Consider the following 16,691-nt stretch of genomic DNA (forward strand, 5'->3'; position numbering starts at 1 on the left):
AACTGGCGCGAAGCATCCTCAATTATCAATTGTTAATTCTCAATTATTCATTGCTTGAGTCCTGCCTGTTCCACAATCTCAGTCACCTTCTCCTCCCATTCAATGGCCATGATATGGACCCCGTGAACCCCCTCCATCTCCTTGAGCCGGGCAATGGTTTCCAGGCAGATATGGATGCCCTCTTGGGCCGCCTCATTTTGGGGCACCCCTTCCATGCGGCGGATGATCTTATCGGGGATGTCCATGCCGGCCACCTTTGTCTGCATGTACCTGGCCATGCCCACGGATTTGAGGGGGGTCACTCCGCCCAGGATATAGACCTTTTCGGTGAGTCCCTCTTCCCGGGCCATTTTCATCCATTGGGTGAATTTATCCATGTTGTAGATGCACTGGGTCTGGATGAAGTCCACGCCGGCATCGATTTTTTTGGCCAGCCGGATCACCCGGTATTCAAAGGGATCGGCAAATGGGTTGGCTGCCGCGCCGATGAACATCTTCGGGGCCAGGTCAAGCTCAAACCCGCTCATGTCTTTGCCGCTCTCCCCCATGTCCCTGACCATGCGGATCAGGTTCATGGAGTCAATGTCAAAGACATTCATGGCATCGGGCTGGCTTCCGAAAACCTGGTGATCCCCGGACAGGCAGAGGATGTTTCTCAGGCCCAGGGAATAGGCTCCCAGAAGGTCTGACTGGAGAGCAATCCGGTTCCGGTCCCTGACCACCATCTGCATGACAGGCTCAAGCCCTTCCCTGAGAAGGTGCAAGGATGCGGCAATACTGGACATTCTTACGATGGCGGTCTGGTTGTCCGTTACATTGACGGCGTCCACCACCCCTTTGAGAAGTTTCGCCTTTTTCCGCACAACATCCGGATTGGCCCCCCTTGGGGGGCCGCATTCGCCCGTGACTGCAAACTTTCCCTTTGCCAGGGTCTCGTGTAATTTACTGACGGGTGCGCTCATATGATATGATCCTCCCTTTTCAGTTTTCGCGGGCCGCCCGAGAGACTGGGCTGCCAGTTTTTGGGCGGGATATACAATTTCAGATTGTCCAGCTGGTTTAAGGTGGTCAGGCGCTCAATGATCAATTGCCAGGCACATTCCGTGTCCGGATCCACCTCGCAGACCCCGTTCCTGGAACCGCCGCAGGGGCCGTTGAGCAGTTTTTTCGAACAGCGGGTGACAGGACAGATACCGCCGAACAGGGCCAGTCCGCAGTTTCCGCATCCCTGACACTCTTCGGTAAACAATCCCTGGTTTTCCTGGATACCGATAAAGGTGGTGTTGACTCCGGGCAGGACGGGAACCTTTGCAAAGCGTTTCACCATGCCCTGGACACCCGCACCGCAGGCCAGAGAGAGAACGGCCTGACACTCTTTTACATGGGGCGCGGCTTCCTGGATAAACTCATCTTCGCACTGCCGCTCAACGGTAAACTCCTGGATCTCTTTTTTCCGGCCGTCTTTTCCCAGGGCCAGGCGCAGGACTGAAGCAAGGGCCGCCACTTCATCTTCTCCCCCGGCGAAACAGGTTTTGACGCAGGTGCCGCAGCCCAGGATCAGCAGCTTTTCATAGGGTTCCAGGATGGATAGAATTTCTGCAATGGGTTTTTGTTCGCCAACGATCATAGTTCACTCCATATTTGATATATGAAAAAGTGTGAGCAATCAGCGGTGGGAAAAGAATTTCACTTTTTCTATTGTTGTGCCCCCGGGGGCGTGGTTTATTCCTCCACTAAAGATATGGTTTTGAATGGGAAGGGAGCAATGCCCTCCCGATTTTCCATTCTCAATTCACAACAGCCGGATTCGGACCCAGCTCTTTCAGGTTTTCCAGGGTCTTCTCAAGAATGGCCTGAATCGCAGCCTCATCTCCAAAAGCGACATTATGAAGGGAGAGGCGTTTTTCTCCAAGGCCGATTTCATCCAGAATTCCCTTGACCCAGTCCACCCTTTTTCTGGCCCGGATACTCCCCTCGGTGTACCGGCAGGCCTTTTCAGGACAGACCAGGACCAGAACGGCATCGGCCCCGGCTTCAAAGGCCTTGAGAAGAAAAATATCCTTGGTCATGCTTGAACAGGCCATTTTTATGATTTTGAATTCAGGGTCGCCCCGGCCTTGGGTAATCTTGATTGTCTCGTTGAATGCATTGATGCAATGGAACAGGGTGATTGCGAAGTTTGATTTTTTCTCCATCCGTTTAACCAGCCCCCTAAAACAGAAAAATGCCTGCACTTTACCGGTCACGGAAGTGCAGACATCGTTGTCTTTGGTCTAATGGTTGTCGTACCCCGTTGTACGATGGTGATTCTTCCAGATATGCGCACCATAAGAATTTATCTGAGAAAATCAGGAGATTCGATGGTAGACAAACCATATGACCCTGTCAAGAAATTTTTTTGTTGACCGGGGGGCTCTTTATTTGGTTTATATGGAGACTATGAAAAATCCTCCATCCGATGTCTATGAAGGCTATATCCAGGCGTTGACCGATATCAGCCGGGCCATTACCTCGGACCTCTATATCGAAGATCTGCTCAAACTCATCGTCATGGTAACGGCAAAGGTGATCAGCGTGGAGATCTGTTCCCTCTGGCTGATCAATGAAGAGGAAAAACCACCCAGGATCCGGCTCAAGGCGACCCAGTCCATATCTCCCGAATATGTCAAGGACAGGGCCTTGAACCTGGACGAAGGGGTGGTGGGCTACGTGGCCGGCCGGAAAAAGCCCCTGGTATTGAAGAATGTCCTGAAAAGCCGCCGGTTCAAGGAACGGGAAATGGCCAGGACCCTCGGCCTGGTTTCCATGGTGGGGGTTCCGCTTCAGACCAAGGATGAAAAGGTCATCGGGGTGTTAAACTGTTTTACCCTGGAAGCCAGGGAGTTCTCAGACACCGACGTCAACCTGCTCACTGCGGTGGCCAACCAGGCGGCCGTTGCCATCCTGAATACCGAGCTCATGGTGAAAACCCGGGTGATCCAGGAAGAACTGGCCGCCCGCAAAAAGATCGAAATGGCCAAGGAGATCCTGATGCATCAGCGCAGGATTACCGGGGAAAAGGCCTATGCCTGGATGCGCAGGCAGAGCATGGATTCCAGGAAATCCCTGCTGGAGGTCGCCGAGGCCATCATGCTCTCCCATGAGATTTTAAATATCCAGCCCTGACCGGGTTTGGATATGATCGTTCGACGAACAAATCGGGAATGACAAAGGAGACAAAATCCTGGGAAATGACCGGAAATTGAAAAGGTACGGCCTGGGGCTGGTCTTTGTCTGGACCGCCGTTATCCTGATCTCCCTGGCCTGGAATATCCAGCAGGTCCGGAAAACCATACGGCGCCTGGCCGTTAAGGAGGCCCGGACCCATTTTAGAAAGGATCTGGCCATCCGGTTCTGGGCAACCGCCCACGGCGGTGTTTATGTGCCTTCGAATGAACGAACCCCTCCCAATCCCCATCTGGCCGGCCTTCCCGAGCGCGATATCAAAACCCCCCTGGGCCGGAGCCTGACCCTGATGAACCCGGCTTACATGCTTAGACAGATGATGGATGAATACTCTGAACTGTATGGGGTCAAGGGCCGGATAACTAGCCTGAAGCCCTTTCGGGCAGAGAACGGGCCCGACCCATGGGAAAAATCAGCCCTGGAGGCATTTGACAGGGGGACCAGGGAAGTTTTTGAATTTGTCAATATCGGCGACAAGCCTTATCTGAGACTGATTCAGCCCATGGTTACCGAAGAGGGCTGTTTAAAATGCCATGGAGAGCAGGGGTACCGCGTCGGCGACATCCGGGGAGGGGTGGGGGTCTCCGTGCCCATGTCCTCCTATTTGATTCATGAACGCAAGGAGATCAATCAACTGGCCGTCTCCCATGCACTCATATTCCTGACCGGGATGGGGGGCATTTTTCTGGGTTTTCGAAAGCTGAACTTTTACTTTGCCCAGAGGATCCTGGCAGAGGAGAAGAGCGAACATGCTGCCCGGCGCATGGAACACCTCTTGTTCTCCCTGCCGGTCTGCATTGCGGTCATTGATTACGAAACCCGGAGGATTCTGGATGTAAATCCCCAGGCCCTGGCCCTGTTCGGCTGCTCCCAGGATCAGCTCATCGGCAAGATCTGCACGGACCATATCTGTCCGGCCACGGAAAACAACTGCCCCATCATTGATTACAAGTTAACCCTTGACCAGTCGGAAAGGGAAATCATCACCCATGACGGCAGCAGGGTTCCGGTATTAAAAACAGGGATTATCACGGAGATTGACGGAAAAAAGGTGATCCTGGAGTGTTTTATCGACATCACCGATAAAAATCTGGCCGAAAAAGAGTTGATTGAAAAGGAAAAGCTCCAGGTGGTTCTGGAGGTGGCAGGGGGGGTATGCCATGAATTCAACCAGCCCCTGCAGGTGATTTCCGGATATTGTGAATTGCTGCTCAACGATAAGTCCCTGGACAGGAACGCTGAGAGCTTCATCCGGATCATCGGGGATGAGGCCTCTAGGATGGCGGCACTTACCAAAAACCTGACGAATCTCACCCAGTATGAGACAAAACCCTACCTGGGATCAAAGATTGCCGATATTACAGGGAACTCCGGAGAAGAGGATCCCAAAGAGGGCTGATCTAAAACAGGGACTGCCTTTCGCTCTTTCCAGCCCCGGCCAAAATCCAAGAAAAGATCCATGGCCCTCATTGTGCAGGAGCAAGCATGGTGTCGGAAATCCTGTAAAATCCATCGAGATTCTCCATCCAATAGACCTGGAAGACCAGATTGTCACTGTTGAATGAAAATACCTGGCTCCTTTTTCTTGAAGCATAGATGAGATGAAGCCTTCCCGAGGCCTCCACCCGGTAGACCATGGCGGCCAGATCATTTTCCAGCACCATGAGGTCACCGTTCTGAACCTTTTCCGGGTCCACTTTTCTGCAGTTCTCCAGGAGCCTGCGCATGGGCAGGTACCCGTGATAGGCCAGGCCGGCTTTCTGGGCCGCCAATGTGTATATGGAAAAGAAAAGGTAGGAGTTGTCAGTGGACCCTGAAACCTGGGGATTTCCTCCAAATTGGTAGGGGATGCCGATGAACTGCCCGGCTACGGCGGGGATGTTCTGCCGGAAGATCTTTTTCGGATTTTTCTGATATTCCCCGTCCCTGCCCATGGGCTTTTGATAGTTCATCCCCCATAGATCGGAAGCGAGCATCAGACTGACTATCGATAGGATCAGCACTTTTTTCATGATTTTATTTTGAAATCCAAAAGACAAAGCCTAAACCAGAAACCCCGCTTTTTTATCCTCAATGTTTTTGGCCGGGGATGGAGGTATTTCCCGAATAATAAAAAGACCATAGACCTTCTGCCGGGAAAAGGCAAGTCAGGAGGCTTTTGGTTTGACAATCAAGGTAAATCTCTATATAGTTTGATTATCAAACTATATTAAAATGAAATTCCTGGTGAAGATCAGCCTTCCCTGTAAAGCACCCATACCAGAGGAAACCAAAATGAATGACAATTGCACCCTCCTAAATAAAACCCCCCATTCCCAGCATAACGAGAAACTGACCCTATTTGTGGTGATCATCACATTGGTGACCATGGTCGCGGAAATCGCCGCCGGCCTGATCAGCGGGTCCATGGCCCTGCTCTCCGACGGCATTCACATGGGAACCCATGCCATGGCATTGTTCATCACCCTGGCCGCATATATTTTTGCCCGGAAACATCAGGATAACCCCAGCTTCAGTTTCGGTACCGGCAAGGTCGGAGTTCTGGGCGGCTATACCAATGCCCTGCTGCTCATGATCGCAGGCGGGGCCATGGCCGTGGAGTCGGTTGAGCGGATCCTTCATCCCGTGGACATCCTCTTTGACCAGGCCATCCTGGTGGCGGTGGTCGGTCTGGTGGTGAACATCATTTCCGCAGTCATCCTGGGTCATGGGGATTCCGGCCACGACCATGGGGATCAAGGCCACGAGAGAACCGGCCACCATGACCATAACCTCAAGGCCGCCTACCTCCACGTCATCACCGATGCCATGACCTCTGTACTGGCCATTGCCGCTCTTCTGGGGGCCAAATTCCTCGGCATTGTCTGGGCCGATCCCCTGGTGGGAATCCTGGGAGCCCTGGTGGTGATGAAATGGGCCCTGGGCCTCTTAAAACAGACCAGCTGCGTCCTGCTGGACAGGTGCGCCTTTCCCGGGGAAATCGAATCCATCCGGTCCGTGATTGAGTCTGAATCCACCATTGTAAAAGATATCCATCTATGGCAGATCTCCGAGAATGAACGCTCTCTGATCCTGAGTCTTTCAAGTTCCGAGGACAGGCCCCCGGGCCATTATCATAAACTGGTTGAAAAAATCGGCAAATACGAGCATATTACCGTTGAGATCAACCCCGGTGTTGTATGATGTAAAAATCTCATTTGCGGACTCGAAAAGATGGATCCAACCCTATCCGACAATCAGGAACTTAATCTGGCATGGGAGTTTGCCGAGCATACGGACCGCCATGTTTTCCTGACCGGGAAGGCCGGTACGGGCAAGACCACCTTCCTCCACCGGTTAAAGAAAGAGTCTGCCAAACAGATGGTTGTCACGGCCCCCACCGGGGTTGCCGCCATTAATGCCGGCGGGGTCACCCTTCATTCTTTTTTTCAGCTGCCCTTTGGCCCCTTTGTCCCGGGAAGCGATGCCTTTGAAAACAAGCGTCAGAGGATGTTCCGGTTTTCCCGGGAAAAAATAAGGATCATCCGGAGCATGGATCTTCTGGTCATTGACGAGATCAGCATGGTAAGGGCGGATCTGCTCGATTCAATAGATGCGGTTCTGCGCCGCCTTCGGGCAAAGGATTCCCCCTTTGGCGGGGTTCAGCTTCTCATGATCGGGGATCTCCACCAGCTCTCCCCCGTGGCCAAACCACAGGAGTGGCAGCTTCTCCGGCAGTACTATGAAACGGTCTATTTTTTTTCTTCCCAGGCCCTGGACCGAACCCGGCTGGTCACGGTTGAACTCAAACACATCTACAGACAGTCTGAACCAAGATTCATAGAGCTTTTGAACAAGATCAGGGACAATCGCCTGGATTCAGAGGCGGCCCAGGAGCTGAATCAGCGGGTCAAAGAAGATTTCATCCCGGAACAGGGCCAGGGCTGGATCACCCTGACCACCCATAATAAAAAGGCCGATGCCATTAACTCGGACAAACTCCGGGCCATATCCGGGCCGGAACATCCCTTTGAAGCCGAGGTGTCCGGTGACTTCCCTGCCCAGTCCTTTCCCGCACCGGAAAGCCTGGCCTTGAAATCCGGGGCCCAGGTCATGTTTCTCCGCAATGATGCCTCCCCGGACAAACGGTTTTACAATGGTAAGATCGGCCGGATCACCTCCCTAACAGACCAGAGCATCTCCATCCTCTGTCCGGGGGATACCGAGGATATCCGGGTCGAACCGGTTGAATGGGAAAACATCAAATATACGGTGAACGAGGAAAACAAGGAGATTGAGGAGGAGATCATCGGAAAGTTCAGGCAGTTTCCTTTGAAACTGGCCTGGGCCATCACCATCCATAAGAGTCAGGGCCTGACCTTTGACAGGGCCGTGATAGATGCCCGGTCCGCCTTTGCGCCTGGCCAGGTTTACGTAGCCCTGAGCCGATGCAAAACCCTTGAAGGCATGGTCTTAAGCTCCCCTCTGCCGGACAGGGGGATGGGAGCGGATGATGCAATCCGCGGCTTTGTCGAATCCATGGGGGAAAATCCGGTTCCCGGGGGACAGCTTTTTTATTCAAAAAATATCTTTCAGCAGGACCTGCTCATGAGATGTTTTGACTTTGAGGCACTTAAAAACCGCCTCAACTATTTTATCGGACTTTTGCTCATGGGAAAAGACCGGGTTCGGTTCACCGGCATCTCCGACCCGGCAGAGCTGAAGAAAAGAGCGGATGAACATCTTTTCAGCGTGGGGGAAAAATTTTTGATCCAGATGCGCTCCCGGTTCTCAGAGCAGACCCTGCCGGAGTCAGATTCATATATCCGGGAAAGGAGTGCCAAGGCATCGGCCTGGTTCCAGGAGCAGTTTTCCCGGATCTTCCAGGATTCCATGGAAGGGGTTCGGCTGGATACGGACAACAAGGATCTGGACAAAAGGATCAGCAGGGCCCTGGACAACCTGAAACAGGAGATCCGGATCCGATTGGCCGGGATCGCATCCTGTGAAAAAGGATTTTCTCCTTCCAGATACCTCCGGGCCGTGTCCGAGGCTGAACTGGAAGCCGGATCCCAACCGGCCAAGACAAAAAAGGCCCGGGCTCCTGTCTATAAAGAGTCAGATATCGATCATCCGGAACTGTTTGAAACCTTCAGGGAATGGCGGACCCAAAAAGCGGAAGATCAGGGGGTGGCCCGGTTTCAGATCCTCCACCAAAAAGCCCTGATCCAGATCGTCGTGAACCTGCCCGACACCGAAGAAGACTTGAAAAATATCAAGGGAGTCGGGCTAAAGACTCTTGAAAAATACGGTGCCGAACTCCTGGAAATGGTCAGAACCTATAGAAAAGAGCGCGGGATCGAAAAGGTGATTCTACCCGAAGCTTCCCCGGAACCGGAACCGGAAAATCCTCCCAAAAAGCAGTTGAAAAAAGGGGAGACCCAGAAGATCAGCCTTGAGCTTTTCAACCAGGGGCTTTCCCCGGCTCAGATCGCTGAAAAAAGGGATCTGACGGAAACCACCGTCGTGGGCCACCTGTGCTCCTTTGTTGAAACGGGCAGCCTGGATATCGGAAAACTGGTCTCCCCGGAAAAACAGAAAATCATCAGAACCGTTCTGGAGCAGGAAGAAAGCAATTCCCTCAAGGCCGCTAAAACCGTCCTGGGAGATGATTGTTCCTATGATGAGATCCGCCTGGTAATGGGGCATCTAAAGTATTCCGGGAGTCTTTAATCATTGCCGCCTGCCTCTGCCGGTTTGCGGAAATGATTTCGAGTGGTGGGGATTGAGGGATGTGCAAGAGTCTTTGACTGCCGAAAGTTCACTTCATCGGGTATGGTTTTGGAAATTTCAGCATAAGTTTTATAGAGATAAAACAAGGGAAATAAAAGGGATGTGGCCATGAAAGACTTATGCATAGAACAGAATAACAGCCCGGAAAATCCAGCCAGAATAGGTGAGGTCCTGGGGGCTGCCGGCATTAATATTGAAGGTCTCTGCCTTACCTCATGTGAAGAACAAAGTGTCATTCCTTGCTTTCATAGAGCTTGTAGAGCCCCTGGGTCCCGTCCTCTCCCAGCCCCTTTTCCGCCATTTTCCTATACATGGAAAGGGCCAGGTCCAGGCCGGGCATGTCAAGATCAAATGTCTTTCCGGATTCCAGGGCAATGCCCATGTCCTTGATAAAATGTTTGATGGAAAATCCCGGGGCAAAATCTCCCTTGATGATCCTGGGCCCTAGATTGTCCATGCTCCAGGACCCGGCAGCCCCCTTGCTGATACAGGTCAAAACCGTTTCAGGATCGAGTCCTGCCCTGGAGACATAGGCCATGGCTTCGCACAGGGCCACCATGGCTGCGGCAATGGAAATCTGGTTGGCCATCTTGGTGTGCTGGCCTGCTCCGGCCTTTCCCTGGTAAACGATATTTTTCCCCATGATCTCCAGGACGGGCAGGGCCTCTTCAAAGGTCTTTTTCTCTCCGCCCACCATGATGGAAAGGGTGGCGTTCCTGGCCCCCAGGTCCCCGCCGGATACCGGGGCATCCAGGACCTGTATCCCTTTTTCCAGGCCCTTGTCAAAAAGGGTCTGGGCAAGGTTGGGGTCGGATGTGGTCATTTCAACGGCCATGCTCCCCTGACCGGCGTTTTCCAGTATCCCGGAAGGTCCCAGGTAGATTTTTTCCACATCTTTCGGGTCTCCGACAATGGTGATGATAATATCTGATCTGGCTGCCAGATCGGATATCCGGTCTTCCCAGACCGCGCCCCTTTCAACCAGGTCGTCTGCCTTTGATTTTGTCCGGTTATACAGATGAAGGCTGAATCCCGCATCCAGGAGGTGACCGGCCATGCTGTGCCCCATGATGCCCAGCCCGATGAATCCGATCCTTGTCTTTTCCGTTGAAATTTCCATTGTCGATCCTTTGTCCTGAATATTTGTTCTTTTCATCCTTCCGTCTTTTCAACCATTATTGGCAGGTTTAAAAATCTTTTTCAAGGCCGGAGGAAAATTTGCATTTCCCCTGCCTTTGGTGTACAGGGTTTCAGATGACGACAGCCAAATGGAATTGATAAAATCTGAAAATATTGGAAAGGATAGACCCGATGAAATGGATTGACCTGAGAAGCGATACCGTGACCCGCCCCACCCGGGAGATGATGGATGCCATGATGAGTGCAGAGGTCGGGGACGACGTATACGGGGAGGATCCCAGCATCAACCGCCTGGAAGAAGTCGCTGCCCAAACCCTGGGGACGGAATCGGCCCTGTTCTGCAGTTCAGGAACCCAGTCCAATCTGCTGGCCCTGTTGTCCCACTGCGCCAGGGGGGATGAGTATATCGCCGGCCAGGCCGCCCATACCTATCGGTACGAAGCCGGGGGAGGCGCCGTTATCGGCAGCATCCAGCCCCAGCCCATTGAGTTTGAGCCCGACGGAAGCCTGGACCTTGAAAAGGTGGCCCGATTCATTAAGCCCGATGACTTCCATTTTGCCAAAACCCGGCTGCTCTGTCTGGAAAACACCCAGGGGGGTAAGGTGCTGCCCATGGCCTATTTAAAACAGGCCCGGGAATTTGCCCATCGCCATAATCTCAGCTTCCACCTGGACGGGGCCAGGGTGTTCAACGCTGCAGTCAAACTGAACCTGGATGTCAGGGAGATTACCCGATACTTTGATACCATTTCCTGCTGTTTATCCAAGGGACTGGGGGCGCCGGTGGGTTCTGTGCTCTGCGGTCCGGATCCTCTCATAAAAAGGGCCAGGCGGTGGCGGAAAATGGTGGGGGGCGGCATGCGCCAGGCCGGGATTCTGGCTGCGGCAGGGGAGTATGCCCTGACCCGCCATGTGGACCGGCTGGCAGACGATCATGAAAACGCTCTCCGGCTGGCCCGGGGGCTTTCAGACATCCCCGGAGTCGAGGTTGACCTTGGGTGGGTCCATACCAATATCCTCTTTGCGGACATGGATGCGGATATGGATGTCTTGAGCGCCCACATGAAGGAGAGGGGGATCCTCATAGACAATTCAAAACACCTGCGCCTGGTCACCCACCTGGACGTTGATCCGGAGGATGTGGAAAAGGCCCTGGAGGCCTTTAAGGAGTTCTTTGCCTAATTTGAAAAGTTCTGGGGAAAGTCCGTGATGATCCCGTCCACTCCGGCATCCATAAAACGTGCGGCCTCATCCATATCGTTCACGGTCCACAGGTTGATCCGCTTCCCCTTATCTTTGAGCATGGTGATGATCTCCGGGGTGATCATGAATGCATTCACGTTATAGGCGGAAAAGGAAAAATCTTCGAAATCCAGTTCCTCCTCCCCGGAGTCTCCCACCAGGGCCTGGAGCTCAATATCCCGGGTTTGGGTCCGGAGCCATTTGAGCCAGTCCAGGTTAAAAGAAGATATGACTAGACTGTCCTTTGATATCCCGCTTTTTTCTATGGCGGCCAGGGTCTGTCTGGCCGTATAAAAAGGCTCGGGTTCCCTGCCGTGGTCCTTGAGTTCCAGGTTGATCTTCCAGTCCAGTTTTTTTGTCAGGGCCAGGCCCTGGTCCAGGGTCGGGATCTTTTCTCCCCTGAATTTTTCCGGATCAATGTTTCCCATTTTCCCTTGTCCAATGGTTGAAAAGGGATCGGTATCCGGAAAAAAGGCCCCAGCATCCAGCTCCAGAACCTGTTCCAGGGGAGTGTCGGCCAGAAGATATTCCCCGGATCTGCCGGATCCTTTGGGACCGAACCTTTTTTTTGCATCGGTGCAGCGCAGAAGATCCTTGTCGTGGAAAAGAACCAGGCTGCGGTCCAGGGTCAGGCTCACATCGGTTTCCCAGCGATGGGCTCCGACCCTGTGCCCGATTCTGGCCGCGGCCAGGGTATTTTCCGGGGCAAGGCTCCTGGCCCCCCGGTGGGCGATGATTTCGACCATGATTTTGTATCCTCAGTTGATGTCTATCGGCCTAGGACTCTTCCGTTCTTTCATCCAGGGGAACATAGTGGTTGATCTCATGTCCCGTATAGATCTGCCGGGGACGGCACAGCTTCATCTCCGGATCTCCCAGATCCTCCTTCCACTGGGCGATCCATCCCGGCAGCCGGCCGATGGCAAACATGACCGTGAACATGTTTGTGGGAATGCCCATGGCCCGAAGCACGATGCCTGAATAGAAATCCACGTTGGGATAGAGGTTCTTCTCTTTGAAATAGTTGTCTTCCAGGGCCCTTTCTTCCAGGCGCCGGGCAATATCCAGCAGGGGATCTTTCCGGGTGGCCTTGCCCAGGATAATATCACACATCTTTTTCATGATCTTGGCCCTGGGATCATAGGTTTTATACACCCGGTGGCCGAATCCCATGAGCTTGAACCCGTCATTCTTGTCCCTGGCCCTTGAGATGCACTCATCAAAGCTCATCCCGTCCTTGTGGATTTTTTCCAGCATATGAATCACGGCCTGGTTTGCCCCACCGTGGAGAGGTCCCCACAGGGCGGAAATCCCGGCGGATACGGCAGCGTAAATATTCACCTTGCTGGAGCCCACGGCCCGGACCGCCGTGGTGGAGCAGTTCTGCTCGTGATCGGCATGGAGGATCCAGAAGACATTCAATGCCCTGACCATATCGTCGTCTATGTGGTAGGGTACCACCGGGCTGTCAAACATCATGTTCAGGAAGTTGGCGCAATAGCAGAGATCCGGCCGGGGGTAGATCACCCGGTGGCCCCTGGAAATCTTGTAGGCCATGGCCGACATGGTCCGGATCTTGGAGATCAGCCGTAAAAAGGTCTGGTTCATCTCCTCGTCCAGGTCCACCAGTTCCGGGTAAAAGCTTCTCAGGGCATTGATCATGGCCGAAAGAATCCCCATGGGATGGGACTTGGGCGGATAACTCCCGTAAAAGGCCTTCATGTTTTCATGGATGGGGGAAAAATCGTTGAGATAAACCGATGTCCGGGTCAGTTCCTCCCGGGTGGGAAGCCTCCCTGAAATGAGAAGATAGGCAGTTTCGACAAAGGTGGAACGCTCGGCCAGTTCCTCAATGGGAATGCCCCGGTAGCGTAAAATGCCCTTTTCTCCGTTCATATAGGTGATGGCGCTTTTGCAGGCCCCGGTATTGCCGTATCCGGGATCAAAGGTTATATAGCCGGTCTCTTGTCTCAGCCGTCGGATATCCAGGGCTTTTTCTCCCTCAGACCCTTCAATAATTGGGAGAGTCAGTTCTTTTCCGTCAATGACCAGCTTTGCAAATTTTTCCATATAACCTCCTTTTTAACTTTTCCCGGCACCAGGACAACGGGCAGATAAATTCTGAAATTACACTTTTCCCCCGGATTGGGGGGGTGAACTTTTCCCGGAAAATACAAGGCTTGCAGCGGGAGATCCGGGAACCCGGATTGGCCGCAGGCCTGGGAAAAGGGGCTTCAGCAGGAGTCAGGTTCTAATCCCGGGTTTCTCCTGCCACTGTATAGGTTTTGCATGATCCTCCTGAACACTGCCTTTCCTGGGTCGAAACCCCGGCGGCCGGTCCGCTTCCCGAAGAGCCGCCCATGCTGAAATTGGTCTTGGAAACCACCCGTTCAAATTCATCGGAGCTGCACTTGGGGCAGTTTACGGATTTGTCATCGTCGGTCCCCATGACAATGACCTCAAAAAATTCTTCACATTTGGAACATTTAAATTCGTATATGGGCATGATACTTTTACTCCTTAAGGATTATGCAGCCGGCCAGGCTGCACACACAACAAACACAATAAATTAGACCTATTTTAGAGAATGTCAAGTCATCCCTTTTATTTCAGATCCAGGTTCGTCCGGAACCTCCCGGGCCTTACCGTCCGGAAGCGGTTTAGAGAAAGGCTTGTTGATGAATTGCCATTCCGGAGCCAAAACAGAATGACGGGCAATGCGGTTTTGGGTTTTCGGTTAAAAAAGTTTATAGGGGTAACCGCCGGATTAAAAAGCCGCGTGTTTGAAGTCGGTTTGGGGCTGAGAATAAGCTGTCCCGCTGTTTTAAGGCTCTTTCAAGGCCTATGATCGGAATATAAACGATCATACCATTACAAATGAATTAAAGAGGTGTAAGAACCTGAAGATAAAGGAGTTTTAATTATCTGCATTTATAACTGTTTGAAATATTTGTATAAAAAATATTTATTGTCAAACCGGGTTTTATTCTTGACATGGGCGTAAAATTTTAATAATGATCAGTTAAATGGTCCGATTATTAGTATTTGATAAGTATCTTTCTCTGTTTTTTTGTAAAACAGAGAAATAGATCCATATTACTCATAAACCCGGAACGGCTTATTTATGCAGACAGACAACCTGTTCAAACCCGTTGAGGGCGGCAATATCAGCGAAAAAATCGCAGTTCAGATTGAAACCGCCATTTTAAGCGGGAAAATCAAGCCGGGAAACCGGCTCTCCAGTGAACGGGAACTGCAGAATGTTTTCCAGGTAGGCAGGGGCGCCATTCGAGAGGCCTTGCAAGCTCTCAAGCAAAAGGGGATCATTGAAATCAAAAAAGGGGTCAAGGGGGGAGCCTATGCCAAGAAGATCGGAATCGGAAGTGCCAGTGAATCCTTATCCCTGCTGCTGAAACAGAACATGGTGCCCCTGGAGAACCTGGTTGAATTCCGGGATACCATTGATCAATCCGAAGTCATACTGGCTTCCATCCGGGGAGATAAGGAAGAAAAGGAAAAACTGGTCGAAATGTCCCTGCATCTTCTGGACTTGAATTCCCGGTCGGATGACCCGGATGTGGAAAAGATCAAGGCCATTGACCGGAAAATGAACCTGCTCCTGGCAAGGATGACCAAAAATCCTATTTTTGAGTGGATCAAAAGCACCATACAATTGAGTATCGGATCCTACGATTCCCTGCTCTATGAAGACCCCAATTACCGCAGTAAAACCATTACCAACTGGATCAATACGGCTAAGGAAATCGCGGCGGGAGAACCCTTAAAGGCCATTTCTTTCTGCGCCTACCACTATGTGCTGCTGCAGCGCTGTCTCAAGGACAAATCATTGGGCGAGACCGATTCAGATGGAGTCAAGGAGAACTAGGCATGCTTAAACTGTCCAACGTCACCAAGCGGTTCGGGGCTCTGGTCGCTGTAAACGACCTCGGTTTCACCGTTGAAAAAGGCCAGATCTTCGGCATTGCCGGGCCCAACGGCGCCGGCAAGTCAACGGTCTACAACCTGATCACCGGCTTTTATGATTTTGAGGGCTCCATCCGGTTTGACGGGAAGGAGATATCCGGACTCAAACCCCACCAGATTGCCCAGCTCGGCATATCCCGCACCTTTCAGATCCCCCAGACATTTCCCAGCCTTACGGTGGAACAGAGTATCGATGTGGGGAACCGGTTCGGCAACCGCCGCAGGTACGATCCCAAAAGAATTGAAAAGATCATCGATTTTGTGGAACTGAAGGATCAGCGCAGGGAGCTGACCGGCACCCTGAATCTGCTTGGCAAGAAAAAACTGATGATCGGCGCCGCCCTGGCCACAGATCCTAAGATCCTGATGCTGGATGAGCCCATGGCCGGTTCCAATGCCCACGAGATCAAGGCCTTGATGGAATTGATTCAGAGGATGAATGAGGAGCTGGGGATTACAATTATCATTATCGAACATTTCATGAAAGTGCTCACCGAACTGACCCAAGCCCTTTTAATCATAGAAACAGGCACTGAGATCTGCTGCGGCGATCCTGTGGAGGTTACCAATGATCCAAGGGTAATCGAGTGTTACCTGGGAGGTGATGATGATTAAAGTCTCGAATTTAAATTCTTTTTACGGCCAGTTCCACGTCTTAAAAGAGGTCAGCATCACAGTGGAAGAGAAAGGGGTGATCGTGATCCTGGGCCCCAATGGTCACGGCAAGAGCACTCTGCTGAAATCGATCTGCGGTCTGGCCGAGAAAACGGAAGGAGACATCCTGTTAAACGACGTCTCCATTATTGATCTGCCCTCGGAGAAGATCGTTGACCTCGGTGTCACCTATATCGCTGAAACCCGGGAGCTTTTCCCCAATATGTCGGTATTGGAGAACCTGAAACTGGGGGCGTACAGCAAACATGCCCGGCCCTTTGAGGCTGAAAACCTGGAAAAGGTCTTTGACCTCTTTCCCAGGCTGGCCGACCGGAGAAAGCAGATGGCATCGACCATGAGCGGGGGCGAGGCCAAGATGCTCGCCATTGCCAGGGGATTGATGTCCAATGCAAAATTCCTGGCCATTGACGAACCCTCCCTGGGATTGCAGCCCAATCTGCGGACAGAGGTGTTTAACACCATCAAAAAGATCAACGACCAGGGCATGACCATCTTGCTGGTTGAGCAGAATATCCCGCAGATCGCGGAACTGGCCACCAAGATCTATGTGTTGGAAGAGGGAAGAATTTCCTTTGAAGGGAGCAAGGATGAAGCCATCAGTGATGATCATCTAAAAGAAATATTTTTAGGAATGTAGGTAAAAGCGTGTGGGC

16 protein-coding genes are annotated in these 16,691 nt (G+C 52.2%); 8 read left to right on the forward strand and 8 right to left on the reverse strand.

Going from position 1 to position 16,691, the window contains the following annotated elements:
- Positions 1 to 47: 47 nt before the first annotated feature.
- From F608_RS0117290 to F608_RS0117300, 3 genes are all read right to left on the reverse strand, one after another.
- Positions 48 to 962, reverse strand: coding sequence for a methylenetetrahydrofolate reductase (locus F608_RS0117290; RefSeq protein WP_022666913.1), 915 nt, complete (start codon positions 960 to 962; stop codon positions 48 to 50).
- Entirely contained in the window at positions 959 to 1,627 is a 669-nt protein-coding gene (locus F608_RS0117295; RefSeq protein WP_022666914.1) for a methylenetetrahydrofolate reductase C-terminal domain-containing protein, read from the reverse strand. The genes F608_RS0117290 and F608_RS0117295 overlap by 4 nt, the downstream gene beginning before the upstream one ends.
- A gap of 160 nt (positions 1,628 to 1,787) precedes the next feature.
- Positions 1,788 to 2,195 carry a hydrogenase iron-sulfur subunit gene (locus F608_RS0117300; RefSeq protein ID WP_022666915.1) on the reverse strand — a complete coding sequence of 136 codons (408 nt, stop codon included), beginning with the start codon at positions 2,193 to 2,195 and terminating at the stop codon, positions 1,788 to 1,790.
- A 244-nt stretch (positions 2,196 to 2,439) separates the two neighbouring features.
- Between F608_RS0117300 and F608_RS0117305 the strand changes: the two genes are divergently transcribed.
- Complete coding sequence (locus F608_RS0117305; protein ID WP_027362860.1) at positions 2,440 to 3,165, forward strand: GAF domain-containing protein; 726 nt, start codon at positions 2,440 to 2,442, stop codon at positions 3,163 to 3,165.
- A gap of 76 nt (positions 3,166 to 3,241) precedes the next feature.
- Positions 3,242 to 4,624: a c-type heme family protein gene (locus tag F608_RS36965; protein WP_022666917.1), complete on the forward strand. Its 1,383-nt coding sequence runs from the start codon at positions 3,242 to 3,244 to the stop codon at positions 4,622 to 4,624.
- A 67-nt stretch (positions 4,625 to 4,691) separates the two neighbouring features.
- Here F608_RS36965 and F608_RS0117315 read toward each other — a convergent pair whose 3' ends face one another.
- Positions 4,692 to 5,177 (reverse strand): hypothetical protein, encoded by a 486-nt coding sequence (locus F608_RS0117315; protein WP_022666918.1) that lies wholly within the window; start codon positions 5,175 to 5,177, stop codon positions 4,692 to 4,694.
- A gap of 322 nt (positions 5,178 to 5,499) precedes the next feature.
- Between F608_RS0117315 and dmeF the strand changes: the two genes are divergently transcribed.
- Both dmeF and F608_RS37175 read left to right on the forward strand, forming a co-directional pair.
- Positions 5,500 to 6,408 carry a CDF family Co(II)/Ni(II) efflux transporter DmeF gene (gene dmeF, locus F608_RS0117320; protein ID WP_022666919.1) on the forward strand — a complete coding sequence of 303 codons (909 nt, stop codon included), beginning with the start codon at positions 5,500 to 5,502 and terminating at the stop codon, positions 6,406 to 6,408.
- Between the two features lie 30 nt (positions 6,409 to 6,438).
- Positions 6,439 to 8,937, forward strand: a complete 2,499-nt coding sequence (locus F608_RS37175) for a helix-turn-helix domain-containing protein (protein WP_022666920.1) — start codon at positions 6,439 to 6,441, stop codon at positions 8,935 to 8,937.
- 292 nt (positions 8,938 to 9,229) lie between these two features.
- Here the strand turns inward: F608_RS37175 and F608_RS0117335 are convergent, their stop codons facing one another.
- Entirely contained in the window at positions 9,230 to 10,153 is a 924-nt protein-coding gene (locus F608_RS0117335) for an NAD(P)-dependent oxidoreductase (RefSeq protein ID WP_153307533.1), read from the reverse strand.
- Positions 10,154 to 10,308: 155 nt separating this feature from the next.
- Between F608_RS0117335 and ltaE the strand changes: the two genes are divergently transcribed.
- Entirely contained in the window at positions 10,309 to 11,319 is a 1,011-nt protein-coding gene (gene ltaE / locus F608_RS0117345; RefSeq protein ID WP_022666924.1) for a low-specificity L-threonine aldolase, read from the forward strand.
- Here ltaE and F608_RS0117350 read toward each other — a convergent pair.
- From F608_RS0117350 to F608_RS0117365, 3 genes are all read right to left on the reverse strand, one after another.
- Positions 11,316 to 12,125 (reverse strand): glycerophosphodiester phosphodiesterase, encoded by an 810-nt coding sequence (locus F608_RS0117350; protein ID WP_022666925.1) that lies wholly within the window; start codon positions 12,123 to 12,125, stop codon positions 11,316 to 11,318. The two genes, ltaE and F608_RS0117350, sit on opposite strands and share 4 nt — an antisense overlap.
- 31 nt (positions 12,126 to 12,156) lie before the next feature.
- Positions 12,157 to 13,449 (reverse strand): citrate synthase, encoded by a 1,293-nt coding sequence (locus F608_RS0117355; protein WP_022666926.1) that lies wholly within the window; start codon positions 13,447 to 13,449, stop codon positions 12,157 to 12,159.
- A 181-nt stretch (positions 13,450 to 13,630) separates the two neighbouring features.
- Positions 13,631 to 13,885: an FmdB family zinc ribbon protein gene (locus tag F608_RS0117365; protein ID WP_022666928.1), complete on the reverse strand. Its 255-nt coding sequence runs from the start codon at positions 13,883 to 13,885 to the stop codon at positions 13,631 to 13,633.
- Positions 13,886 to 14,503: 618 nt separating this feature from the next.
- Here F608_RS0117365 and F608_RS0117370 point away from each other — a divergent pair.
- Genes F608_RS0117370 through F608_RS0117380 form a run of 3 tightly spaced genes read left to right on the forward strand, consistent with a single transcriptional unit; the run spans position 14,504 to position 16,675 of the window.
- On the forward strand, positions 14,504 to 15,265 hold the full coding sequence (locus F608_RS0117370; protein ID WP_022666929.1) for a FadR/GntR family transcriptional regulator: 762 nt from the start codon (positions 14,504 to 14,506) through the stop codon (positions 15,263 to 15,265).
- 2 nt (positions 15,266 to 15,267) lie between these two features.
- Positions 15,268 to 15,978 (forward strand): ABC transporter ATP-binding protein, encoded by a 711-nt coding sequence (locus F608_RS0117375; protein WP_022666930.1) that lies wholly within the window; start codon positions 15,268 to 15,270, stop codon positions 15,976 to 15,978.
- Entirely contained in the window at positions 15,968 to 16,675 is a 708-nt protein-coding gene (locus F608_RS0117380; RefSeq protein ID WP_244154303.1) for an ABC transporter ATP-binding protein, read from the forward strand. The genes F608_RS0117375 and F608_RS0117380 overlap by 11 nt, the downstream gene beginning before the upstream one ends.
- Positions 16,676 to 16,691 lie beyond the last annotated feature (16 nt).

The organism is Desulfospira joergensenii DSM 10085 (genome assembly GCF_000420085.1).
GTDB classification, from domain to species: domain Bacteria; phylum Desulfobacterota; class Desulfobacteria; order Desulfobacterales; family Desulfobacteraceae; genus Desulfospira; species Desulfospira joergensenii.